Here is a 21,607-nt window from a genome sequence, read left to right on the forward strand (position 1 = left end):
CCCAGCGCTCAGTAACCGCCGGAAGCGCTACTCCAGCCGGCCCCTTGCTCATCCGCCGTTGATCCGATTCCCTGAGGGCTGAACGACCGTGGGGAGAAGTGGCTCGTGCCGACCGATACGACCTTGCCGCCGCTTGATCCGTTTGCCGGGGTTCCCGACAAGCGGTACGAGGTGAAGGCCGCGGACCTGCTCAAACCTGGCAGCACCGGCATCCTTCGCTGGAGACGGCAGGCCACCAACGCGCCGATCGTGCAGGTCGAGGACGCCTACATCACCGGCACGCTCGATCTTCGCGCCGCCGATCTCAATTTCCTCTTCCAATTCGAACGCTGCCGGTTCGAGCATCCGCCGGACGTGCGTGAGGCGACGCTTCTCGGGCTTGTTTTCCGGAAATGCTGGCTTCCCGGATTGCGGGCCCGAAATCTGCGCAGCCGAAATGACGTGCGGTTGATTCGCAGTGTCGTGGAAGTCGCGGCGGACGGCTTCGAGAGGGAAACGACCACCGTGCAGCGCGGGGACGATCGCGAGCGCGGGATGCCCAACGCGGCGGTCAATCTCACCGACGCGGTGATTGACGGGTCGGTGGTGCTCACGAGGACCGCGATCAGTCATCCGCACGGCAAGGCGATTCAAGGCGATCGGTTGGTGATTACCGGTGCCTTGCTGGCGTATCGGATGGTTGCCAAGGGCGAAGTACGGCTGCCGGGCATGCGCACTGGCGGTAACGTCAACTTCTCCGGAGCGACATTCGACAACCCGGATGGCTTCGCGTTCAACGGGAACGGGCTGCATATTGGCGGCAGCCTGCTGTGCGAGGTCGACAATTTCGGCCCGGCGAATGACCGGAAAAGGTTCTCCGCCAAGGGGGTTCTCTATCTCCCCAGCGCCACTGTGGACAGTGACATCGTCATGCGCGAGGCGCGGCTTCAAGTCGACCAGCGTGGGCCGATCGTCGTGGACGCCTGGAAGTCCGGCGATCCGTATCTCGATCCGCGACCGGCGTTGGTCGCGGATCGGCTGAAGGTGGACGGCAATCTTGAGTTGTCGGACGGGCTGCGGGCCTTTGGCACGCTCAGGATGGTCAACGCGCGCATCGGCGGATCGCTGAGGCTCGCGGGTGCGGAGATCACGATGGTGCGCGGCCGCGCGACGCCGTACTACGATCGTGCGCTGCACCTCGACGGGTCCTCGATCGGCGGCGACATCGAGGCGACCAACCTCCGGGTGCCGATCGGGCAGCTCCGGCTCGCGGACGTCACGGTCGGGGGCAACTTCCTCGCCTGGAATTCAATGTTCCTCCATCCGGGACGGGACGTGTTTTCCGCTCGGAGAGCCAAGATCTCCGGGAACTTCCAGCTCACGGACGCCACTCTGCAGGGCACGCTCCGGCTCCAGGGCGCGGAAATCGGCGGCAGCGTGAACATGTTCGGCACGTTGCTGACCGAGCCGGGCCAACGGAAGTCGAGCAGTTTCTCCCTCGACATCCGGACCGCGCGGATCGGGCGCGACCTGGTGCTGACCGAGGACAAGGACCGTCCGTTCCTGGCCGAGGGCGGCGTGAACCTCGACGGCGCGCAGATCGCGCGCAGGCTTGACATGCACGGCGCGAAGCTGGGATCTTTTCCCCCGCACGGGATCGCGCTCGACGCCAGCGACGTCACGGCGGACGAGTTCGTTCTCTCCCCAGCTGAAGCGCCGACTGGTTCGGTCCGGTTGCGCAGGGCGCATTGCGGCGCGCTGGCCGACAATGAAGAGATCTGGAACGCCACCGACGGTCTCGAACTCGAGGATTTCCGTTACGACGCCTTGAAACACGGCATCGCGCTCGACGACGACAAAGCACTGGACCACCGAATCGAGCTGCTGCGCAAGGCAATGCGCGGTTACCGACCCGGCCCGTACGACCAGCTCGCCGCCACCCTTCGCGCCGCCGGTAACGAAGAGCACGCCTCGACGGTCGCCTTGCGAAAGCAGCAGTTCCGTTACGAGGCACTAGCCAAGGGCTTCAAGTTCTTCGGCCCCGGCGTACGGGTGTGGAGCTGGCTGCAACGGTCGATGGTCGGCTACGGCTTCCGTCCGGTGCGCGCGCTCGGCTGGCTGCTCACGTTGCTGGTGCTGGGCAGCCTGTGGTTCGGCCTCGGCAAGGACGACTGCGTCAACGACCACACCGGCCGCTACATGACCAGCGGACCGCGCTGCCTGGTCAACCAGCAGGACTCTGGTCTGCAGTGGAACCCGGTCATCTACACCGCCGACCTGCTGGTGCCGATCGTCGACTTCGGCAACAAGTCACGCTGGTACATGCACGGGGCGGACAACTGGGTGGCGGCCGGGTTCACCGCGTCCGGCTGGATCCTCGCGACGACGGTCGCGGCGGGCGTCAGCCGGATGCTGCGCCGGGAGTCCTGATCGCATACTCTGGGTATGTGAATCCTGATGCGACGGGGCAGATCGAGGTCAGCGCCGCGCCGGCGAAGGTGTACGCGCTGGTCAGTGACCCGGGCGCACTGGCGGGGGCGGCCATCGAGTACTGCGGCCACCGCTGGCTCGGCGGCGCGACCGCCCCGGTGGTGGGTGCGAAATTCCGCGGCAGCAACCGTCGCGGCGTGCGGCGTTGGTCGACCACCACAGTGATCACGGCAGCGGACGAGGGACGCCGGTTCGCCTTCGACGTCAAGCTCGGGCCGATCCCGGTCTCCCGCTGGGAATACGTGATCGAGCCCGCTGGCGACGGCTGCGTGGTCACCGAGAGCATGTGGGACCAGCGACCTGGCTGGTTCACGCCGTTGACCGTGGTGGCCACCGGGGTCAAGGACCGTTCGGTGACCAACCGCGGCAACATCGAGGAGACGCTCGCGCGGATCAAGCGGACGCTCGAAGAGGACTCAGTCCACGAACCGTGACCAGAACTCCACGGTCCTCAGGTTCGCCGGTTCCTCCCCCAGCGGCTCCCCGCCGAACTCGTGCCGCAGGTAACTGCGCAGGTCCCAGCCGTAATAGACCACATCGGTCTGATACACCGACAGCACCGGATACCCGGATTCCCCTGGCGTCGCGGGCAGATACCGATGCCCGCACACCGGCACGAGCTGTGGCACCGTCGCCAGGTGCCGGCGCGCGACCGCCAGCGCGTTGCACATCGACCGCGGCCGCGGGCCCCATTCGGGCAGCCACAGGTCGTTGTTCTCCACGTCGTACAGGACGCCGTCGACCGGCCAGTCGAGGCGTTTGCGCAGCTGGTCCGGGTCGCCGTGGCGCCAATCCGGCCAGCGGTCGCCGACCGGCACCCCGGCGGTGAGGAAAATCCGGTGGTCGTCGGAAAACGTGAACCCGAACTGGTCCTCGACGTCGCTCAGTTCGGCGGGCGTGAGGCCAGGCCGCAAGGGCTCGCGGAGATTCTGCTGCAGGACGCGGGCCTCCTCCACGGTGAAGGCTTCGGCCGGCTGAACGTTTGTCATGCCCGAAGCGTACGTAGCGCCAGGCCGCGTCCGCTCGTCCTTTTTCGCCGGAATGAGCTCCCTCGCCGGGGTGAGGTTGTTCTCTCCAGCCGTGGTTGACGGAACACTGCGTGACCGGATGTAGTTCACTCCTCCCGTGACTTCCTCACCGCAAGCCCGGCAAGCCCGCGTGCGCGCGCCCGAGCTGACCGGCGACGTCTGGCTCAACACCGGCGGCCACCGGCTCACCCTGGCGCAACTGCGCGGACGCGTAGTGCTGCTGGACTTCTGGACCAGCGGCTGCATCAACTGCCTGCACGTACTGGACGAACTGCGTCCGCTGGAACAGGAATTCGCCGACGTCCTGGTCACCGTCGGGGTGCACTCGCCGAAGTTCAGCCGCGAGGGCGAGCGCACGTCGATCGAGGCGGCGGTGCGCCGGTACGAGGTGCACCACCCGGTGGTCAACGACCCGAAGATGGAGCTGTGGTCGCAGTACGCCGTGCGGGCCTGGCCGACGCTGGTCGTCGTCGATCCCGAGGGGTACGTCGTGCACGTCGCGGCCGGGGAAGGCCACGGCGAGGCGCTACGCCGCGTGATTGCCGACCTCGTCGCCAAGCACGAGGCGAAGGGCACGCTCCGGCGCGGCGGCAGCCCGTACGTTCCGGTCGAGGAGCAGCGCACGGAACTGCGTTTCCCCAGCAAGGCCGTGGTCACCGCAGGTGGGCGGATCCTGGTGGCCGACACCGGACACCACTCCATCGTCGAGTTCGCTTCGGACGGCGAGACGGTCATCCGCCGCTTCGGCAGCGGCGTGCGCGGAACGCAGGACGGGCCGTTCGACCTGGCCCAGTTCGCCGAACCGGCCGGAATCGCCTTGCTGCCCAACGAAGTCGCCGAGCGAGCCGGGTATCACGCGGTCGTCGCGGACACCGCCGGGCACCGCCTGCGCGGCTTGGACCTCAACACCGGTGAGGTGAAAACCGTTGCCGGAACTGGGAAACAGTGGCGCGACGGCACCGACACCGGCAAGGCGCTGGACATCGACCTCACCAGCCCGTGGGACGTCACGTGGTGGGCCCCCGCGGGCGGCGTGGTGGTCGCGATGGCCGGGAACCACACGCTGAGCGTCTTCGACCCGGTCTCCGGCACCATCCGCCGGTTCGCGGGCACCACGGTCGAAGGCCTGCGCGACGGTGACGTGCACGAGGCGTTCTTCGCGCAGCCGTCCGGATTCGCCGTGGACGGGCAGAAACTCTGGTTCGTCGACGCGGAAACCTCGGCCCTGCGCTGGATCGAACCGGCGGGCGAGTCGTTCACCGTGCACACCGCGGTCGGCACGGACCTGTTCACCTTCGGCCACGCGGACGGCCCGTCCGACCAGGCTTTGCTGCAGCATCCGCTCGGCCTCGCCGTGCTCCCTGACGGCCGGGTCGCGATCGCCGACACCTACAACGGAGCGATCCGCCGCTACGACCCGTTCACCCGCGACGTCACCACGCTCGCGACCGGCTTCGCCGAACCGCAAGGGCTGGTTCGCCACGACGGCGAGCTGTACGTCGTGGAGTCGGCGGGCAACCGGGTTACCCCGCTCGGGGGCAATGGCCAGGCGACCGCCGTCGCGGGCACGCGCCAAGCCGTGCGGCGTCCGCCGACGGTGCTCGCTCCCGGCGAGGTCGAGTTTTCCGTCGTCTTCACCCCGCCGCCAGGCGAGAAGCTCGACGAGCGCTACGGGCCGTCGACGCGGCTGGAGATCACCGCGTCGCCGCCGGAACTGCTCGCCGACGGGGCCGGGGTCGGAACTGATCTCGTTCGGCGGATCAAGTTCGCCGAGGGCGCGACCGAAGGTGTCTTGCAGGTAGTGGCACAGGCCGCGAGCTGCGACGAAGGCGGCGAGCACCCGGCGTGCCGGATCACCCGGCAGGACTGGGGCGTTCCGGTGCGGTTCGCGAACGGAGGGGGGAAGGCGCTGAGCCTGATGATGGCGGGCGAGCCCAAGGCTCCGGCAACCGGTCAGTAGCATGGTCGGCGTGCCGGACACGCCCAAGCTCGAGATCCAGATGCTGCACGACCGCGTCCTCGTGCGGTTGTCGCAGGAGGAAGGCGAGCGCCGCAGCAGCGGCGGCATCGTGATCCCCGCCACCGCGCAAGTCGCGCGCAGGCTGGTGTGGGGTGATGTACTGGGTGTCGGCAACAGCGTGCGGAACGTCAAGCAGGGAGACCGGGTGCTGTTCAACCCGGAGGACCAGCTCGAGGTCGAGATCCAGGGCGAGGGCCATCTGGTGATGCGCGAGCGCGACATCCACGCGGTGGCCACGGAGCGGACCGAACACGGCACGGGGCTGTACCTGTAGCTCCCGTACCAGGGGAGGCAGGCGTTGCGTGAGGAAGACCGTTCGTCGGCGTCTTTCGCCGACGACCTGCTGAGCGACCAACTGCTGGACGACCCCGCCCTGGTCAGCGAACCGGATCTGGCCACGGAGATCTTCGCGGTGGCCGACGCGCCGCCGGTGCCGGACACGCCGTTCCGCCGCTTCCGCAAACGCGTCGGCCGCACGTTCATGATCGTCGGCTGCCTGCTCGGGCTGTTCGTGCTGGCCTACACCGTCGACCTGATGACCAGCGCCGGCGACGTGCCGCGCGGCGTGCAGGTGGCCGGGATCGACGTCGGCGGCCTGTCCTATGCCGAGGCCGAAGCCAAGCTGCACACCGAACTCCAGCCGCGGCTGACCCGTCCGGTGCCGATTCACGCGGGCGACGTCACGGGGACGCTCGTGCCCGCGGACTCCGGCCTCGGCCTCGACTGGCCGGGCACGCTCGCCCAGGCCGGACACCAGCCGTGGAGCCCGGTCACCCGGCTGCTGTCGTTCTTCACCACCCGCGAGGTGGGCGTCGTGACGCGCAGCGATCAGCTTGAGGTGACCGACGCGGTCCGGCAGCTCGCCGGGAAGCAGCTCAACCATCCGCTGGTCGAGGGCAGCATCGGGTTCACGCCGAAGGAAAACAACGGGGTCACCGCGTATGCGGTCGAGCCGCGGCAGGGTCAGGAGCTGACCGACGTCCAGGCCGCGGTGCAAGCCGTGGTGGCGGATTGGCTTTCGCCGCGCGGAGTCGCGGTGAAGATGGCCGTGACCCCACCCCAAACCACCTCCGCGGATGTGCACCGGCTGCTGGACACCGTGGTCGCGCCCGCGGTCGCCGCGCCAGTCGTCCTGCACGGCGAAGGCAAGGACGCCACGCTGCCGCCGTCGGCGATCGCGTCCTCGTTCCAGTTCCAGCCGAACGGCGGCGGCGGTCTCGAACTGCGGATCGATCAGGAAAAGCTGCGCGCGGCAGTCCAGCCGGACCTGGCGTCCACCGAGTCGAACAGCAAGGACGCGCAGATCACCCTCGACTCCGGCGTACCGGCCATCACACCGTCCGAGGATGGGCGAAAGATCAACTGGGTCAACACTTTCCAGACCCTTACCCAGGTGCTCGCGAAACCGGCAGGCCGTGATCTGCCGGTCGCCTACGACCAGAAACACCCGACCCTGACCACCGACGGCGCGAACGCGCTGGGCGTCAAGGAAGTCATCGGCGAGTACACCACCGGCGGGCTCAGCGGCCCGGCCGCGGCGAACGTCGCCACGCTCGCCGGACGCATCAACGGCGTTCTCGTGAAACCCGGAGAATCGTTCAGCCTCAACGACTATCGCGGCGGCGGTTACGCGTCCGCGCCGGTTGACGAGGACGGCACCGGCCCCGCGGTGACCGGCGGCGGGTTGTCGCAGCTTTCGTCCACTTTGTACAACGCGGCGTACCTCGCTGGTCTTGGCGACGGCGGCCACGCGGCGCACGACCACTTCATCGACCGCTATCCCGCGGGCCGCGACGCGGTGGCGGTGGACAGCTCCGGCAATGCCGTGGACCTCAAGCTGGCCAACAACGATCCGACCGGATTCGTGATCCAGGCGAGTGCCAGCGGTGGCTCGGTGACGGTGAAGATCTGGGGTACCAAGCACTTCCGCGTCGAAGGCCGCAGCGGTGCGCCGTCGAATCAGGTGTCGCCGCCGGTGCAGTTCGGACCTGGTCCGGACGGCCAATGCCATGCCTCGTCCGGCGCGTCCGGGTTCACCGTCAGCGACACCAGGGTGTTCTACGACCTGGCCAGCGGCGGCGAGGTGCGCGAGGAAAGCCGGAGCACGACGTACTCACCGCAGCCGATCGTCATTTGCTGAGCCGCGCTGGGGCTTTCGATCGCCAGGACTCGGTGAGCAATTCCCGCAGCTGTTGCGGATCGACGCGGTCGAGGTGCACGAGGATCGAGCCGTGACCGTCGTAATGCGGGGTGGTGAAGAAAGCCGGATCGCCCGAAGCGAGCAGCGCGGCCTTCTCGTCGAGGCCGACGAACAGCACCAGCCCGCCTTCGGCTTCGGTGCGCAGCCGCGCGTAACCCTTGCCCGCCACCTTCAACGCGGGCGTGCGGTACCAGGTCGCTACCTCGGTTTCCGGCAGTTCCTCCTGCGCCCATGCGGTCACGTCGTCCCAGGTCATCGTCATGGCGCTCATCGTGCCTCGCCTTCGCGGCGCTGTCTTGGAGAAACGAGAGGAGCCCCCGCCCGGCTGGGCGAAGGCTCCTGCTCGCTTACTGACTTGCTGACTTACTGATTCACGGAGTCGCGGTGATCCGGTCCGCGGGCGGCGGAGCGATCCCCGGGTGCGCGCCGAGGTAAGCGATGAACGCGTCCAGGTCCACCGGTCCGCCCGCCAGGTCGGTGCCCTTCTTGAACTCGGTGAACCCGTCCCCGCCGGCGGCGAGGAAGTTGTTCACCGACACCCGGTACTTGGCGGCCGGGTCGACCGGCGTGCCGTTGACCGTGATGTTCGAAACCCGCGAGCCGACCGGAGCCGACGCCGAGTACGTGTAGTGCAGCGACTTCGAGATCTGCAGGATCTTCGTGCCGCCGGACTGGCCCCACTGCTGTTCCAGCACGTTCTTGAGATTCGCGCCGGTGAGCGTGATCGTCTGCATGATGTTCGAGAACGGCTGCACGGTGAACGCTTCGCCGTAGGTGACGACACCGTCGCCTTCCCCGGCCGACGACGACTTGTACGTCAGGTCGGCGCGGATGCCGCCCGGGTTCGTCATCGCGATCACGGCGTTGTTCGACTTGGTGCCTTCGAGCTGGGCGTCGGCGATCACGTCGCCGAGCGGCGATTCGCCGGACGGCCCGCCCGCCGCGGGCAGGTCCGCGGTGATGGTGCCGACCTGCTTGTTCGCGATCGGCGCGGCCTTCGTCCTGGCCTCGTCGACGAGCTTCGTCACCGCCGGGTCCGGCGTGACGTCACGGGTGACGATCTCGTTGTGCGCCTTGGTCTGCGACCGGACCACGTCGCGCGTGCGGCGGTCGATCTTGAGGTCGACGACCGACAGCAGCCTGCCGAACGACGCGCCCTGGATCACCGGCCGCGGCTGGCCGGCCGGGTCGTTGATGACGCAGTTGTACTGCTGGTGGCTGTGCGCGGTGAAGATCGCGTCGACCTTCGGGGTCACGTTCTTCGCGATGGCCGAGGCTTCGCCGTCCGGCTGGACCTTGCAGTCGTTCGGACCCGCGCCGGGCAGCGCCTCGTCGCCCTGGTGCAGCAGGACGACCTGGGCCTTCACGCCGAGCCGGTCGAGGATGTTCGCGGTGCGGTTGATCGCCTCGACCTCGTCGCCGAACTTGAGGCCCTTGATGGCCTCCGGCGTCACGACCGACGGGAGATCCTTGAGCGTCGCGCCGATGACGCCGACCGGGACGCCGCCGGAGAACTGGATGCTGAACGGCAGCAGCGCAGGCAGTCCGTTGTCGAAGTACACATTGGACCCGAGCAGCGGGAAACGCGCGCCGTCGTAGCTCTTGCGGAACTGGCAGCCGTCGGTCTTGTTGCAGCCGCCGAACTGCATGCGCAGCAGTTCCTGATAGCCCTCGTCGAACTCGTGGTTGCCCACCACGGACGCCTTCACGCCGAGTTCGTTGAGGAAGTCCATGGTCGGTTCGTCGTGGAACAGCGCCGAGATCACCGGCGACGCGCCGATGTTGTCGCCCGAGGACAGCACCATCGAGTTGCGCACCTGCGCCTCGAGCTGCTTGACGTGCGTCGAGAGGTAGGCCGCGCCGCCCGCGTCCACTTTGGACCCGTCCGGGAGCGTGATCCGGCCGCTCGACCCGGACGGCGGTTCGAGGTTCCCGTGCAGGTCGTTGAACGCGATGATCCGGACGTCGGTGGTCTGTGCGGCCTCGGCGGGCGCGCTCGTGACGGCCACGGTGGCCAGTGCGGCCGCGGCGGTGGCCGCGAGCCGGGTGAACAGCTTCATGTTTCCTCCGGTGTTCGCGCCCGCTTGACCCCTGATGCGGACGCCCGGCGAAGCAGTCTGCCCAAACCGGACGGTCCTGACCAGGGCAGAACGGCCGGTCCGGACGAAAGTTTCGGTAACGTTCGCCCGCGCGGGACCGATCTGTGCATGGGGTGCCGAGGGGGACAAATGGAACTGCAGCTCGTCGTGCTGGTGCTCGGCGTGGTCGTTTTGCTGATCGCCGGGACCGTTTTCGCGGCCTGGCGCTCGGAGCGGGTCGAGAAGGACGACGAACCGCCTTCGCGCGAGCGCTGACCGATCGGTCGGCGGGTACTCGGCCATCTGGCCGATCCGTGGTCCAGACCCTCCGGCTCTTCGACCGAAGTGCTCCAGCGGCAAGATCCATAGCGTTCTTGGCATGACGAACGCACAGGTCACCGCCCTGCAGTACGGGTTCATCGGGTTCCTCGCCGTCTGGGCGACGATCCTGATCCCGCAGCTCGTGCTCCAGTTCGCGCGCCACGGCCGCCTCCGGCCGCGCAGCCTGGTGACCACCGCGGCGGTCGTGTTCTACGCCTGCATGGCGCTGGCGGTCGTCCTCCTGCCGCTGCCCGGCCCGCACAGCCGCCGGCTGGAGCAGACCGTGCAGCTGGAGCCGTTCCAGTGGATCGCGGACATCCACACCGAGCTGGTGAAACACGGGCTCTCGGCGGCGGAATGGTTCACCACGCAGACCTTCCAGCAGGCCGCGATGAACGTGCTCTTGTTCGTCCCGCTGGGCTTCTTCGCCCGGGTGCTGTGGCGGCGCGGTCTGGTCGGCGCGCTGGCGATCGGCTTCGCGGCCTCACTGGCCGTCGAGATCACCCAGCTCACGGCGAACTTCGGAACCGCGCCGTTCGTCTACCGGATTTTCGACGTCGACGACCTCATGACCAACACCTTCGGGTCCGGTCTGGGCTGGCTGGCCGGCGCGCTGCTGCTCGCTCTCCGGCCGATCTCTTCAACCCTCCGCGTGGAGCCTGCCCGGAGCGAGCGGATCGACCTCGCCAAGACGCGCTAACCGGGCTCGTCTCGCGATCGCGGCTTGGCGCGCCGCACGGCGGTCTTCCAGGATCACGATCAACGAGGCGATGGCGATGATCAGTGCTACCAGGCCGAGCACTAGCCACAACTGCATGTGCTCTCCTCATCGACGCCGTTGTGCGAGAGATCACACAGGCTACCGAGCGGGGTGGAGGGTTGGCTACCCCGCGTTCGGAGGTAGTGCGGAGGGCCGTTCGCCAGCGTCCCGGAAACTGGACTCATGCCCGCGAAACCCACCAAAGCCGAACAGGCCGCCGCACACGGGGCCACCATCCCGGACGTCCTGGCCCCCAACCTGAACGTGCTGTTCTGCGGCATCAACCCCGGCCTCTACTCCGGCGCGCTGGGCCTGCACTTCGCCCGCCCCGGCAACCGCTTCTGGCCCGCGCTGCACGCCAGCGGTTTCACCCCGCGCCTGCTGGACCCGAGCGAACAGCACGAACTCCTCGACCTCGGCCTCGGCATCACCAACGTCGTGGCCCGGACCACCGCCCGCGCCGATGAGCTGACCGACGACGAACTTCGCGAGGGCGGGCGGATCCTGACCGAGAAGGTCGAGAAGTACCGCCCGCGCTGGCTGGCAGTGGTGGGAATCACTGCCTACCGCGTCGCGTTCGGCGATCGCCGCGCCGCCGTCGGACCGCAAGAGCGGACAATCGGGACAACTCGGGTCTGGCTCCTGCCCAATCCGAGCGGTTTGAACGCCCATTGGACCCCGAAAACGCTCGCCGGGGAGTTCGGTCGGCTGCGCGCACGGGCGGTCACCGGAGGTTCACCCGAGCAGGTAAACCCTTAGTAGAGCTAACCCGGTTGGGCGGACCCGCGTTGCGCCGTTCCTCCGCACCTCCAGGCCGATTTTCTACTCAGAGTTTGCTGCGACCAGCCGTTACGGCCATGAGGGGGAAACCGCGTCACAAGCCGCTCTCGGCGGAGTCGAACCAGGGACAAGGTGTCGTTCCCGGCCGGTTCCGGCAGGGGGGACCGGCGGGCACGCCGAGGGGGCGTGCCGGTCACCGGGAGCGACCATCGAGGACGGAGGCCCGAGATGCGTGGCATCGAGCCCCACCGAACGCCCATGTCGGCCGGTCAGCCAGCCGGCGGTCGCAGCCTGGGGGTCGCGGTAGTCGACCCCATCCCGATTTTCCGCGAGGGCATCGCGGCGATGGTGCACCGCACGCTGGGCCTGCACTGGTCCGGCCAGGCGGCGAGCCACCACGCGGCGATGCAGTTGTGCGAGCAGGTCCGGCCGGACGTCGTGATCCTCGACTCCGCGCTCGACCCCAACTGCCATCTCGCGAAGCTGCTCAACGCGGGCGACCCGGCACTCGTGCTGGTCACCCTGGTGCGCGACACCAACCGCACCCAGCAGTACCTCGCCGCGGCCATCGGCGCGGGCGCGCACGCCATCGTCCCGCGTGCGGTCGATTCCCGGCGGCTCGCCGAGGCGGTCCGGCGCGCGCATCACGACCGGCGCTACATCGACCCGGCGCTGTCCGCGCTCACCGCGCGACCCAAGCGGGAGCCGTCGCCAAGAGCCGCTCCGGTCGACGGGAACCTCGTGCAGCCCAAGGGCGCCATGCCGCTTTCCCGGCGCGAGTACCAGGTCCTGCAGCTCGTCGCGGAGGGACTGGAGAACTCGGGGATCGCGAAGCTGCTGTTCCTGTCCGTGGAAACCGTGCGGACCCACGTGAAGAGCATTCTCCGCAAGCTTTCCGCCCGCGACCGGACGCACGCGGTGACCATCGCGTTCCGCAGCGGCATCCTCGTCCCCCAGCTTGACGACAGCAGCAGTTCCCCGGCGGTGCAGGAGGCCGTGGCGCGCAGCACGCGGTGAGGCCGTGCCCTGGTCGACCCGTTGTTCCGGGCGAATCGGCACCCCTGGAAGGGCGGATTCGCTTGCTCTGGTTACTAGCAGGTAATATCCTGATGTTACCGGCGAGTAAGGGAGCCAGTGCCCGGCCGGAAAGCCGAACACGACACGGAGTGACGACATGGGCCACTACAAGAGCAACGTCCGAGACCTGGAGTTCAACCTCTTCGAGGTACTCGGCGTGCAGGAACGGCTCGGCAAGGGCGTGCTCGCCGAGTCGGACGAGGAAACCGCCCGCGGCGTGCTCTCGGAGCTGAACAACCTCGCCACCGGCCCCCTCGCCGAGTCCTACGCCGACGCGGACCGCAACCCGCCGGTGTATGACCCCAAGACGTTCAGCGTGACGATCCCCGAGTCGTTCAAGAAGAGCTACCAGGCGCTCGTCGACGGCGAATGGTGGCGGCTCGGCCTCACCAACGAGCTGGGCGGCTTCGGCCTGCCCCCGACGGTGCAGTGGGCCGCGGCCGAGCTGATCCTCGGCGCGAACGCCCCGCTGTTCATGTACCTGGCGGGCCCGAACTTCGCCATGATCGTGGACAAGAACGGCACCGAAGAGCAGAAGCACTGGGCTCAGCTGATGATCGACCGCGGCTGGGGAGCCACCATGGTGCTCACCGAGCCGGACGCCGGTTCGGACGTCGGAGCGGGCCGCACCAAGGCGGTCAAGCAGGAGGACGGCTCCTGGCACATCGACGGCGTGAAGCGGTTCATCACCTCGGCCGAGAACGACATGGTCGAGAACATCATGCACCTGGTGCTGGCCCGTCCCGAGGGCCCCGGCATCGAGACCAAGCCGGGCACCAAGGGCCTGTCGCTGTTCCTGGTCCCGAAGTTCCACTTCGACTCGAAGACCGGCGAGCTGGGCGAGCGCAACGGCGCCTTCGTCACCAACATCGAGCACAAGATGGGCATCAAGGTGTCCACCACGTGCGAGCTGACCTTCGGCCAGCACGGCACCCCGGCCAAGGGCTGGCTGCTCGGCGAGGTGCACGACGGCATCGCGCAGATGTTCCAGGTCATCGAGTACGCCCGGATGATGGTCGGCACCAAGGCGATCGCCACGCTGTCCACCGGCTACCTGAACGCGCTGGAGTACGCCAAGGAGCGCGTGCAGGGTGCTGACCTGCCGAACATGCTGAACAAGACCGCGCCGCGCGTCACGATTACGCACCACCCGGACGTGCGCCGTTCGCTGATGCTGCAGAAGGCGTACGCCGAGGGCCTGCGCGCGATCTACCTCTACACCGCGTCGTTCCAGGACCAGCTGTGGACTGGTGAGGGCGACGAAGCGTCCCTGAAGCTGGCGCACAGCGTCAACGACCTGCTGCTGCCGATCGTCAAGGGCGTCGGCTCCGAGCGCGCCACCGAGCAGCTCGTGCAGTCGCTGCAGACGCTCGGCGGTTCCGGCTTCCTGCAGGACTACCCGATCGAGCAGTACATCCGCGACGCGAAGATCGACTCGCTGTACGAGGGCACCACGGCGATCCAGTCGCTGGACTTCTTCTTCCGCAAGATCGTCCGCGACAAGGGCCAGGCGCTCGCGTTCGTCGCGGGCGAGATCACGAAGTTCATCGAGTCCGAGGCGGGCAACGGCCGGCTCAAGAACGAGCGCGCGCTGCTCAAGCAGGCGCTCGAGGACACCCAGGGCATGCTGGGCTGGCTGATCGGCTACCTGACCTCGTCGCAGGAAGACCCGCAGAACATCAACAAGGTCGGCCAGCACACCGTGCGGCTGCTGATGTCGGTCGGCGACCTGCTGGTCGGCTGGAAGCTGCTGCAGGGCGCCGAGGTCGCGCTGGCCAAGCTCGACAACGGCGCGTCGGCCAAGGACAAGCCGTTCTACGAGGGCAAGCTGGCGGTGGCGTCGTTCTTCGCGAAGAGCGTGCTGCCGGAGCTGACCTCGCGCCGCGCCATCGTGGAGGCCGCGGACAACGCGCTGATGGAGATCGACGAAGCCGCTTTCTGATCGCACTGACTGGAAAAATGCCCCGCTCCGCACCCGGACCGGGGCATTTTTCACGCTTCCGGTGGCGATGGCTCAGGCAGGGCGGTAAGCCGGGTTTGACCCCGCGGGTTGCGGGCTATACCGGCCGAGCCCGGTCTTATCGGCAGAAGGAGTTCGCCATGGCGGTTTCCGGCATCATCAGCGCGATCGTGATCGGTCTGATCCTCGGCTTGCTCGGCAAGCTGGTCGCACCTGGAAAGCAAGCGATCCCGATCTGGCTGACGATCATCGTCGGCATCGTCGCCGCCTTCGTCGGCACCGCGATCGCCCGGGGGCTCGGCTACGCCGACACCAAGGGCATCGACTGGCTGGAGATCATCACCCAGGTCGTGCTCGCCGCGATCGGCGTGACGCTGGCCGCGAGCCTGTGGGGCAAGCGGCAGGTCAAGAGCTAGCTCAGTCGTTCAGTTCCGGCTCGAGCAGGCTCATCAGGTACATGTCGTGGTACTGGCCGTCAGGCCCGCGATGGCATTCGCGGTGCCTGCCGTCCTCCACGAACCCGACCTTGCGGTAGACGTGCCTGGCGCGCTCGTTCTCGGCGACCACCCAGAGCGCGATCAGGTGCAGCCGCATCACGTTGAACCCGTAGCGGCACATGAGTTTCAACGCCTCGGTGCCATACCCGCCGTCCCAGTGATCGGTCTCGCCGATGTAGATGTCCAACTCGGCGCGACCGGTCTCTGGGCGCGCGTCACGCAGGTCGACGACGCCGATCAGCTTGCCCGCTTCGAGGGCTTCGATGCCGAGCACGACGTTCTCGTATGTGTTCACCGGCCGGTCCTCGCCCCGCTTGCGCAACTGCGCGAGGGAACGCGGGTAATCCGCGGTCATGTACTGGCCGACCTCGGGATCGTGAATCCACCGGTAGATCGATTCGGCGTCCGACGGTTCGATCGCCCGCAGCCGCACCAGCTTCCCGGTCAGCATCGCGCCCCTTATTCTCGTTTCAGCACAAGGAAATCCGTGACGCCGACCAGCCCGAGGAACTGCCGCACCCCGGGCGGCATCGGCCGCCGCGCCTCATCATGCACGAGTTCCGGATCACGCACGCGATATTTTCGGCCGCGGGTGAGCACCTCCGCCTCGCCCGCGGCGAGGACGTTGCGGACCCAGTCCGCGTCCGGCCCGTAGGTGAGCGCGACGACGAACCCGTCGTCGGTGCGGAAAACGTTGAGCGGGGTGCGGAATTCGCGGCCGGACTTGCGGCCGCGGTGCACGACCACCCCGAATCCGGGCAGCTTGTCGGCGAAGGGTTTCGTGACCCGGTTGGTGACCACGCGGTTGAACCGGGCGAGACGTTCGGGCAGCACCATGGTCCCGAGCCTAATCCAACGGGTGTGGAATTTCCTGCCGGAGACGCGCTGTGCGCCCGCGCGGGCGGGTCTGGTGGGATGGGCCCGCACGTGGACACGAGGTGGGGAGCGGGCATGTCCGAGGACTGGCCGATGGCACAGGAACCGCACGCGGCGGTGCTCGTCGCGCGGCGTCTGATCGAGCATCCAGAGCAGCTGGATCACGTCCTGCTGGATGATGAGGAAGGCTGGTTCGTCAGCGACGGTTCGGAGTTCGGCGAGGATCCGGAGCTGGACGAAGAGCAGTTCGCCACGATGTGCCTCCACGATGTCGTGGAGCTGCTGCCGCAGCTGTCGGCGCTGGGCAACCTGCCTGCCGGGATGGGTGCGGAGTGGGATGCGGACAGCGCGTCCTGGGCGCTGATTTCGCCGCTCGTCCCGAGCGATGACGAGGAAGCGCTTGCGTACCGAGAGGCCCGCGCCGCCGCTTGGCCGCACGCCGGGTCGCCGATGGACGAGGTGAACCTCAGCCTCGGGTTGACGGAGATCAGCACCGCGCCGGACGCTCCGGCCCGGAGCGTGCGGTACGTCAGCCGGGAAGAAGACGGCACCTGGATGTTCGTCGGCTTCGAGGTGCCTGACCCCGATGAGCAGACCGAGGTCGAGGTTGACACGCTGGAGCTCGGGCACGTAGCCGAGCTGTACCCGGACGTCGTCGAGCTGCTGGACGCCGAGCCGGGCGAAGTGTTCTTCCGCGAGGCTCCGGATGCCGAGTGGTTGCAGGTAATCGACGACGGGGAGTGAGCATGTCCGAGCAATGGCCGCTGCGACAGGACCCGGAATCCCCGGTGATCATCGCGCACGATCTGGTGGACCATCCGGAGAATCTGGCCTTCGTCGTCCTCGACGATGACGACGACTGGTTCATCAGCGACGGCGCCGAGTTCGAAGAGGACATGGAGGTCAACCGCCAGCTGTTCGGCGCGATGGCCCTGCGCGAGGCGGTGACCCTGTTGCCGCACCTGGTCGCGCTGGCCGGCGTGCCCGCCGGGATGGCCGCGGACTGGGATCCGGAGCGGCGCACCTGGCTGCTCAGCTCGGTGTCGGATTCCGATGACCTGGACGAGGATGTCGTGCGCCGGGAGGCCCGGATCGCCGCCTGGACGCACCCCGGTTCGCCGCTGGACGAGGTCCAGCTGAGCACCGGCTTGACGGAGATCGGAACGACCGCCGACGCTCCGGCGCGCGCGGTCCGCCAGGTCGTCCGGGAGCAGGACGGGACGTGGCTGTTCGTCGGCTTCGAGGTCCCGGAGGCGGAGGACTTCGAGGTGGAAGGCCTGGAACTGGAACACGTCGTGCAGCTGTACCCGGACGTCACGGGAGCCCTGTTGGCTGAGCCGGGCCAGGTGTTCGACCGCGCGGAACCGGGCGCGCCGTGGGAATTGGTGGAGGGCTGACGTCCTTTGTGGACTGTCTGAAATCGCAGACGCTTTCCGGCGCTCGTCGGTTGGGCGCTCCCGGCCGGATCGGTTCTACTGTGCCGACCCGCTCGCGCGCCGCGGGCCGCTGATTTCGGGAGGTAGCCGCCGATGACGACGAAGTCCGGGGATGGCCTGAGCCGCAGGCTGAACGGCAGGCACATCCGCTTCATCGCCCTGGGTTCGGCGATCGGCACCGGATTGTTCTACGGCTCCTCGGACACAATCGCCAAGGCCGGACCGTCCGTCCTGCTGGCGTACCTCATCGGCGGTGCGGCGATTTTCTTCGTCCTGCGTGCGTTGGGCGAGATGGCCGTCAACGACCCCGCCCCTGGTTCGTTCGGCGAATACGCGCGGAAACATCTGGGTCCCTTGGCGGGCTTCCTCACCGGCTGGACCTATGCGTTCGAGATGGTGATCGTCTGCGTCGCCGATGTCACGGCTTTGGCTGTGTACATGGGATTCTGGTTCCCCGACGTGCCCCGCTGGATCTGGGTGGTGCTGACGATCCTGGTCATCGCCGCCGCGAACCTGGTCAGCGTGCGGGTTTACGGTGAACTGGAATTCTGGTTCACCCTGGTCAAGGTGGTCGCCATCGTCGCGATGATCCTCGGCGGCGCGGCAATCCTGATCTTCGGCACTCATTCCGGCACCATCACCAACCTATGGTCCCACGGCGGCTGGTTCCCCAATGGGATCAGCGGTTTCCTGGGATCGTTCGCTCTGGTGATGTTCGCCTTCGGCGGCACGGAGATTCTGGGCCTCACCGCGGCGGAGTCCGAAGACCCCCGCACCGCCATGCCCAAAGCGGTCAATACAGTTCCCGTCCGAGTCCTGCTCTTCTACGTGGCGACCCTCGCGATCATCATGATGCTGAACCCGTGGAATACGATCAGCACGTCCGGAAGCCCCTTCGTCCAGATCTTCGCCGGTCTGGGTTTGCACTCCGCCGCAACGGTTCTGAACATCGTGGTGGTCACTGCTGCGTTGTCCGCGATCAACAGTGACATCTTCGGCGCCGGACGGATGATCTACGGCCTGGCTCAGCGTGGCCAAGCCCCCGCGGTAATGGCCCGGGTGACGCGGAACGGTATTCCGTGGATGACTGTTCTGGTGGTTGCTGCGGCGCTGAGTCTGGCTGTAGTTTTGAACTATCTGTTGCCGGACAGCGCTTTCCTGCTGATCGCGTCGGTGGGTACCTTCGCGACGGTGTGGGTTTGGTTCATGATCCTCCTTACGCACTACCGTTCCCGCCGCCGGTCGTCCGATGCCGATTTGGCGTTCCCGGTGCCGTTCTGGCCGGTGGGCCAGGTTTTGACGATGGTGTTCATGGTGTTCGTCTTCGTGGTGATGGCGTTCGCCGAGGACACTCGCCTGGCGCTGATCGTCGGAGTGGTGTGGTTGGCGGTGTTGTGCGGGTTGTTCTGGTTGCACCGCAGGGCAACTTCGGCTGCGAAAGACGAACCTGCATCGACGGTCCAGGGCTAGAATCGAAGGATCCGCTGGTGCCATACTCGGCCCATGAGGCAACGTCGGGCTAAGCTGCGAGAATGGCTGCGCGCCGACCTCGCCAAAGCGCCTGGCCTTCGCGGTGCCGCACGCTCGATCCGGTCCGCTCCACGGCTGCTCTTGTGGCTGCTTCTCTACCTCGTGCTCGCCTATGGAGCCCTGGTCGCGGTCCTTGCCCTGACTGGCCAACTCGGTGCCTTTCCGGAATGGGCGGTACACCCCGGCCTGGTCGCGAGCGGACTGTTCAGTGCTCGGCTCCACCGGACACGCATGGCAACCACGAAATAGATCGGCAGGTAGACATGGCCGAGGACTCCCATGGCGGTGAACTGGTTCTCCAGACAGCAACCAACGTCGCCCAAGAAGTCCTGGGCGACCGCCTGGTCGCGGTTTTCGCTCTGGGAAGCCTGGCACACGGCGGTTTCGCCCCGCTCGTAAGCGATGTCGACGTCGCCTTGGTCCTCCGGACCGTGTCAGCCGAGACGAGCGCAGAGATCGCGCAGATCGGCCGACTCGTCCGCCGCAATTGCCCAGACCCGCTCGCCGACCGCCTGTCGATCTTCTGGGCGGACGAAGCTGGCGTACGCACCGGACGATTCGACTACGGACGCCTTCCTCCGATTGACCGCCTCGACCTCCTCGAGTCAGGGCGGCTGCTTCACGGCACTGACCCACGCGCGAAGGCACAGCCGCCGGATGCCGACCAGCTCGTGCTCAACGGCGCGGAGTTCGCGGTGAGCAGGTTCGACGACGCCTACCTCGCGGAGGTAAAAGACCCGGCTCGACTACTGGCAAAGGGCGTCCGGGCGACGACGAAGACGGTGCTGTTCCCGCCTCGTTTCCTCTATACCCTGAACACCCACCGGATCGGCCATAACGACGAGGCCGTTTCCTGGTATCTCAAGGCAGGGAAGGAACCTGCGCTCGCGAAGGCCGCGCTGGCCTGGCGGCAGCACGGGATCCAGGACATGCCGCGAGCGACCGCACTGGCCGCGGAGCACCTGCCCGCGATGTACCGGGAGTTCTTGGACGCCTACATCCCTGCTACGGCAGCTGCGGGAAAACCTAATCTCAGTGCCGGACTTCGCGAACTCCGTCACCGGCTGGACGGTGCTTGACGGAAGTTGTGGAATGACTGGGAAAACAAAAGGCCCCAGGTTTACAGTGGACGACCACTGACCTGGGGCTTTCGCAGGAGAGCGACGTCGATCACGAAGGGCATGAACTGGGGCCCGGCCGCGATCTCAATCAGGGCAGGAATTGGACCCTCGCCCAGAGCAGTGGTGCCAGTCGATGCCGGAGGCCGCGTAGCGCCCTTGATCGGTGCCGTTTGGTCTGGCTGCCTCGGGCGCGCCGTGACGATATCGCCGGAGTCGCTCCCCCACATCTTCGAAGCGGTGCCGGGTCCAGGGCGGAGCCTTTGGCCGCCGGAGCCATTTCACCCGCGCGACTGGTGCTGCAGGTCGAGGGCGGTCCGGCGGATCCGCATCCGAAGGCGGTCCAGCTGCTGGTTGGCAATCGCGACTTCGTCGAGGGTGACCTTGTGCCCGTTGAGGGGATGGATGACGAGGTCGTTGAAGCTGCCCATGCCGCCGTACGCGCCCAAGATCCGAGTGAGGCAGTGCGCATCGCTGTTCGCGATATCGGTCCGCGCGGCCCTGGCCCAGCGTGTCCAGTGCTGCTCGTCGACACGCTGGAACAGGGCCAACAGCGCATCGATGTCGGCGGCCAGCTCGCCGAGGGGGTCGGATGCCATAGGGCCTACGGTCGCATAGGAGGAGTTCAACGGGTCGGCTGGAACGGTCCCGCGAACGCGCGTACCCCGCTCTCTAATGGTCGCGAGTCGATGGAGCTATCGGCAGCGAGGAATCGGCCACCTGGATGATGAGTGGTGCTGTGGTGCAACGCTGGGCGACTCGGTGATGTCGTTCGCCGTATGGGGATCTCATAGAGCCAAGTTCGGCAGCAGGATGATGTTGACTTCACCAGGTCGATTTTCAGGCTGCAGTGGGCGCGTTGGCCGCTCTCCCCGGTTCCCGGCCGATTTCGATGAGGTGTTTCAGCAGGGGTTGGTGATGGTTGACGAGGTGTCGCCGGACAACGAGTACCAGTCGTGAGTGGACCCATCCACGGGTAAGCGGCGGTGGAAGGTGACAGTCACCGACCCGAGTGAGCCGAACGCGAAGCCCTGTACTGGGCCGACGACGAGGAGCGCCAAGCTGCGCGGCTCTCCTTGTCGCCTGAGGAAGGGCATTATGAACAGAATTAGTCCACCCTAGGCAAAAGAAGGGTCAACGCTTCTGGCGCTGTGTGGCGAGGCCAGTGGCTAAGGGCGGATGGTCGGAGGACGTTGCTGGAACTATCCATAGAAAGCTACGAGGGGCGCTTTCCGTAGTGGAAAACGCCCCTCGCGAGCAATAAAACAATCTAGAGAGCGGATGACGGGAATCGAACCCGCGTATTCAGCTTGGGAAGCTGATGTTCTACCATTGAACTACATCCGCAGTGCCCCGCCAGCATACACAACCACGGCACCCCCATGTCCACCGGGGCCATGCCTTGACGCTCCGCCAGCAAAGTGACAACACTTGTTGTCGACCCACGGTGCGGAGGT

General features: G+C 67.1%; 22 protein-coding genes and 1 tRNA gene. 16 read left to right on the plus strand and 7 right to left on the minus strand.

The features are described 5' to 3' along the window. The first annotated feature begins 105 nt into the window (after window positions 1-105). Together ACZ63D_RS16300 and ACZ63D_RS16305 are read left to right on the plus strand one after the other, a co-directional pair. Window positions 106-2,409, plus strand: a complete 2,304-nt coding sequence (locus ACZ63D_RS16300; RefSeq protein WP_465355110.1) for an oxidoreductase — start codon at window positions 106-108, stop codon at window positions 2,407-2,409. 17 nt (window positions 2,410-2,426) lie between these two features. Then, the gene (locus tag ACZ63D_RS16305; RefSeq protein WP_465355111.1) at window positions 2,427-2,903 is read left to right on the plus strand and encodes an SRPBCC family protein; all 477 of its coding nucleotides are present in this window, start codon (window positions 2,427-2,429) and stop codon (window positions 2,901-2,903) included. On the opposite strand, the gene ACZ63D_RS16310 is transcribed toward ACZ63D_RS16305, so the two are convergent. After that, a complete protein-coding gene (locus tag ACZ63D_RS16310; protein WP_465355112.1) occupies window positions 2,886-3,458 on the minus strand; it encodes a hypothetical protein in 573 nt (190 codons plus the stop codon). The two genes, ACZ63D_RS16305 and ACZ63D_RS16310, sit on opposite strands and share 18 nt — an antisense overlap. Window positions 3,459-3,627: 169 nt before the next feature. On the opposite strand from ACZ63D_RS16310, the gene ACZ63D_RS16315 reads away from it, so the two are divergent. The 3 genes from ACZ63D_RS16315 to ACZ63D_RS16325 are packed head-to-tail and all read left to right on the plus strand — an operon-like array spanning window position 3,628 to window position 7,657. Then, window positions 3,628-5,457: a thioredoxin-like domain-containing protein gene (locus tag ACZ63D_RS16315; protein ID WP_465355560.1), complete on the plus strand. Its 1,830-nt coding sequence runs from the start codon at window positions 3,628-3,630 to the stop codon at window positions 5,455-5,457. Between the two features lies 1 nt (window position 5,458). Continuing rightward, on the plus strand, window positions 5,459-5,791 hold the full coding sequence (locus tag ACZ63D_RS16320; RefSeq protein WP_465355113.1) for a GroES family chaperonin: 333 nt from the start codon (window positions 5,459-5,461) through the stop codon (window positions 5,789-5,791). A 24-nt stretch (window positions 5,792-5,815) separates the two neighbouring features. Next, the gene (locus tag ACZ63D_RS16325) at window positions 5,816-7,657 is read left to right on the plus strand and encodes a VanW family protein (protein WP_465355114.1); all 1,842 of its coding nucleotides are present in this window, start codon (window positions 5,816-5,818) and stop codon (window positions 7,655-7,657) included. Here the strand turns inward: ACZ63D_RS16325 and ACZ63D_RS16330 are convergent. Then, window positions 7,647-7,988: an MmcQ/YjbR family DNA-binding protein gene (locus tag ACZ63D_RS16330; RefSeq protein ID WP_465355115.1), complete on the minus strand. Its 342-nt coding sequence runs from the start codon at window positions 7,986-7,988 to the stop codon at window positions 7,647-7,649. The two genes, ACZ63D_RS16325 and ACZ63D_RS16330, sit on opposite strands and share 11 nt — an antisense overlap. 100 nt (window positions 7,989-8,088) lie before the next feature. Continuing rightward, window positions 8,089-9,777 (minus strand): bifunctional metallophosphatase/5'-nucleotidase, encoded by a 1,689-nt coding sequence (locus tag ACZ63D_RS16335; RefSeq protein ID WP_465355116.1) that lies wholly within the window; start codon window positions 9,775-9,777, stop codon window positions 8,089-8,091. Window positions 9,778-9,945: 168 nt separating this feature from the next. Here ACZ63D_RS16335 and ACZ63D_RS16340 point away from each other — a divergent pair, with 168 nt between their 5' ends. The 6 genes from ACZ63D_RS16340 to ACZ63D_RS16365 all read left to right on the plus strand — a co-directional run bounded on the left by ACZ63D_RS16340 (window position 9,946) and on the right by ACZ63D_RS16365 (window position 15,109). Further along, window positions 9,946-10,071, plus strand: coding sequence for a hypothetical protein (locus ACZ63D_RS16340; protein WP_465355117.1), 126 nt, complete (start codon window positions 9,946-9,948; stop codon window positions 10,069-10,071). A gap of 103 nt (window positions 10,072-10,174) precedes the next feature. Further along, window positions 10,175-10,816, plus strand: coding sequence for a VanZ family protein (locus tag ACZ63D_RS16345; RefSeq protein WP_465355118.1), 642 nt, complete (start codon window positions 10,175-10,177; stop codon window positions 10,814-10,816). Between the two features lie 243 nt (window positions 10,817-11,059). Next, a complete protein-coding gene (gene mug / locus ACZ63D_RS16350) occupies window positions 11,060-11,635 on the plus strand; it encodes a G/U mismatch-specific DNA glycosylase (protein ID WP_465355119.1) in 576 nt (191 codons plus the stop codon). Between the two features lie 249 nt (window positions 11,636-11,884). Beyond that, window positions 11,885-12,673, plus strand: coding sequence for a response regulator transcription factor (locus ACZ63D_RS16355; protein WP_465355120.1), 789 nt, complete (start codon window positions 11,885-11,887; stop codon window positions 12,671-12,673). A gap of 157 nt (window positions 12,674-12,830) precedes the next feature. Beyond that, the gene (locus tag ACZ63D_RS16360) at window positions 12,831-14,675 is read left to right on the plus strand and encodes an acyl-CoA dehydrogenase (RefSeq protein WP_465355121.1); all 1,845 of its coding nucleotides are present in this window, start codon (window positions 12,831-12,833) and stop codon (window positions 14,673-14,675) included. A 158-nt stretch (window positions 14,676-14,833) separates the two neighbouring features. Next, complete coding sequence (locus tag ACZ63D_RS16365) at window positions 14,834-15,109, plus strand: GlsB/YeaQ/YmgE family stress response membrane protein (protein ID WP_465355122.1); 276 nt, start codon at window positions 14,834-14,836, stop codon at window positions 15,107-15,109. 1 nt (window position 15,110) lies between these two features. Here the strand turns inward: ACZ63D_RS16365 and ACZ63D_RS16370 are convergent, their stop codons facing one another. Continuing rightward, entirely contained in the window at window positions 15,111-15,641 is a 531-nt protein-coding gene (locus ACZ63D_RS16370; protein ID WP_465355123.1) for a GNAT family N-acetyltransferase, read from the minus strand. Between the two features lie 8 nt (window positions 15,642-15,649). Continuing rightward, window positions 15,650-16,027, minus strand: coding sequence for a nitroreductase family deazaflavin-dependent oxidoreductase (locus tag ACZ63D_RS16375; protein WP_465355124.1), 378 nt, complete (start codon window positions 16,025-16,027; stop codon window positions 15,650-15,652). Between the two features lie 114 nt (window positions 16,028-16,141). Here ACZ63D_RS16375 and ACZ63D_RS16380 point away from each other — a divergent pair, with 114 nt between their 5' ends. The 5 genes from ACZ63D_RS16380 to ACZ63D_RS16400 all read left to right on the plus strand — a co-directional run bounded on the left by ACZ63D_RS16380 (window position 16,142) and on the right by ACZ63D_RS16400 (window position 20,111). Next, a complete protein-coding gene (locus ACZ63D_RS16380; RefSeq protein ID WP_465355125.1) occupies window positions 16,142-16,810 on the plus strand; it encodes a hypothetical protein in 669 nt (222 codons plus the stop codon). 2 nt (window positions 16,811-16,812) lie between these two features. Next, entirely contained in the window at window positions 16,813-17,463 is a 651-nt protein-coding gene (locus tag ACZ63D_RS16385; protein WP_465355126.1) for a hypothetical protein, read from the plus strand. Window positions 17,464-17,595: 132 nt separating this feature from the next. Continuing rightward, window positions 17,596-18,972: an amino acid permease gene (locus ACZ63D_RS16390; protein WP_465355127.1), complete on the plus strand. Its 1,377-nt coding sequence runs from the start codon at window positions 17,596-17,598 to the stop codon at window positions 18,970-18,972. 33 nt (window positions 18,973-19,005) lie between these two features. Continuing rightward, window positions 19,006-19,281: a hypothetical protein gene (locus ACZ63D_RS16395; protein WP_465355128.1), complete on the plus strand. Its 276-nt coding sequence runs from the start codon at window positions 19,006-19,008 to the stop codon at window positions 19,279-19,281. Window positions 19,282-19,295: 14 nt separating this feature from the next. Next, window positions 19,296-20,111: a hypothetical protein gene (locus ACZ63D_RS16400; RefSeq protein WP_465355129.1), complete on the plus strand. Its 816-nt coding sequence runs from the start codon at window positions 19,296-19,298 to the stop codon at window positions 20,109-20,111. 320 nt (window positions 20,112-20,431) lie between these two features. Here the strand turns inward: ACZ63D_RS16400 and ACZ63D_RS16405 are convergent, their stop codons facing one another. Both ACZ63D_RS16405 and ACZ63D_RS16410 read right to left on the minus strand, forming a co-directional pair. Next, the gene (locus ACZ63D_RS16405; protein WP_465355130.1) at window positions 20,432-20,749 is read right to left on the minus strand and encodes a DUF6966 domain-containing protein; all 318 of its coding nucleotides are present in this window, start codon (window positions 20,747-20,749) and stop codon (window positions 20,432-20,434) included. Between the two features lie 677 nt (window positions 20,750-21,426). Next, window positions 21,427-21,497: transfer RNA gene (locus ACZ63D_RS16410), tRNA-Gly, on the minus strand. Window positions 21,498-21,607: the final 110 nt, after the last annotated feature.

It is taken from the genome of Amycolatopsis sp. NPDC104775, assembly GCF_055583325.1.

Coding starts and splice junctions, on each gene's coding strand:
- ACZ63D_RS16385 (WP_465355126.1), top strand. CDS start 16,813: ATGTCCGAGCAATGGCCGCTGCGACAGGACCCGGAATCCCCGGTGATC.
- ACZ63D_RS16400 (WP_465355129.1), top strand. CDS start 19,296: ATGGCCGAGGACTCCCATGGCGGTGAACTGGTTCTCCAGACAGCAACC.
- ACZ63D_RS16320 (WP_465355113.1), top strand. CDS start 5,459: ATGGTCGGCGTGCCGGACACGCCCAAGCTCGAGATCCAGATGCTGCAC.
- mug (WP_465355119.1), top strand. CDS start 11,060: ATGCCCGCGAAACCCACCAAAGCCGAACAGGCCGCCGCACACGGGGCC.
- ACZ63D_RS16345 (WP_465355118.1), top strand. CDS start 10,175: ATGACGAACGCACAGGTCACCGCCCTGCAGTACGGGTTCATCGGGTTC.
- ACZ63D_RS16310 (WP_465355112.1), bottom strand. CDS start 3,458: ATGACAAACGTTCAGCCGGCCGAAGCCTTCACCGTGGAGGAGGCCCGC.
- ACZ63D_RS16340 (WP_465355117.1), top strand. CDS start 9,946: ATGGAACTGCAGCTCGTCGTGCTGGTGCTCGGCGTGGTCGTTTTGCTG.
- ACZ63D_RS16380 (WP_465355125.1), top strand. CDS start 16,142: ATGTCCGAGGACTGGCCGATGGCACAGGAACCGCACGCGGCGGTGCTC.
- ACZ63D_RS16370 (WP_465355123.1), bottom strand. CDS start 15,641: ATGCTGACCGGGAAGCTGGTGCGGCTGCGGGCGATCGAACCGTCGGAC.
- ACZ63D_RS16390 (WP_465355127.1), top strand. CDS start 17,596: ATGACGACGAAGTCCGGGGATGGCCTGAGCCGCAGGCTGAACGGCAGG.
- ACZ63D_RS16355 (WP_465355120.1), top strand. CDS start 11,885: ATGCGTGGCATCGAGCCCCACCGAACGCCCATGTCGGCCGGTCAGCCA.
- ACZ63D_RS16335 (WP_465355116.1), bottom strand. CDS start 9,777: ATGAAGCTGTTCACCCGGCTCGCGGCCACCGCCGCGGCCGCACTGGCC.
- ACZ63D_RS16395 (WP_465355128.1), top strand. CDS start 19,006: ATGAGGCAACGTCGGGCTAAGCTGCGAGAATGGCTGCGCGCCGACCTC.
- ACZ63D_RS16330 (WP_465355115.1), bottom strand. CDS start 7,988: ATGAGCGCCATGACGATGACCTGGGACGACGTGACCGCATGGGCGCAG.
- ACZ63D_RS16405 (WP_465355130.1), bottom strand. CDS start 20,749: ATGGCATCCGACCCCCTCGGCGAGCTGGCCGCCGACATCGATGCGCTG.
- ACZ63D_RS16365 (WP_465355122.1), top strand. CDS start 14,834: ATGGCGGTTTCCGGCATCATCAGCGCGATCGTGATCGGTCTGATCCTC.
- ACZ63D_RS16360 (WP_465355121.1), top strand. CDS start 12,831: ATGGGCCACTACAAGAGCAACGTCCGAGACCTGGAGTTCAACCTCTTC.
- ACZ63D_RS16375 (WP_465355124.1), bottom strand. CDS start 16,027: ATGGTGCTGCCCGAACGTCTCGCCCGGTTCAACCGCGTGGTCACCAAC.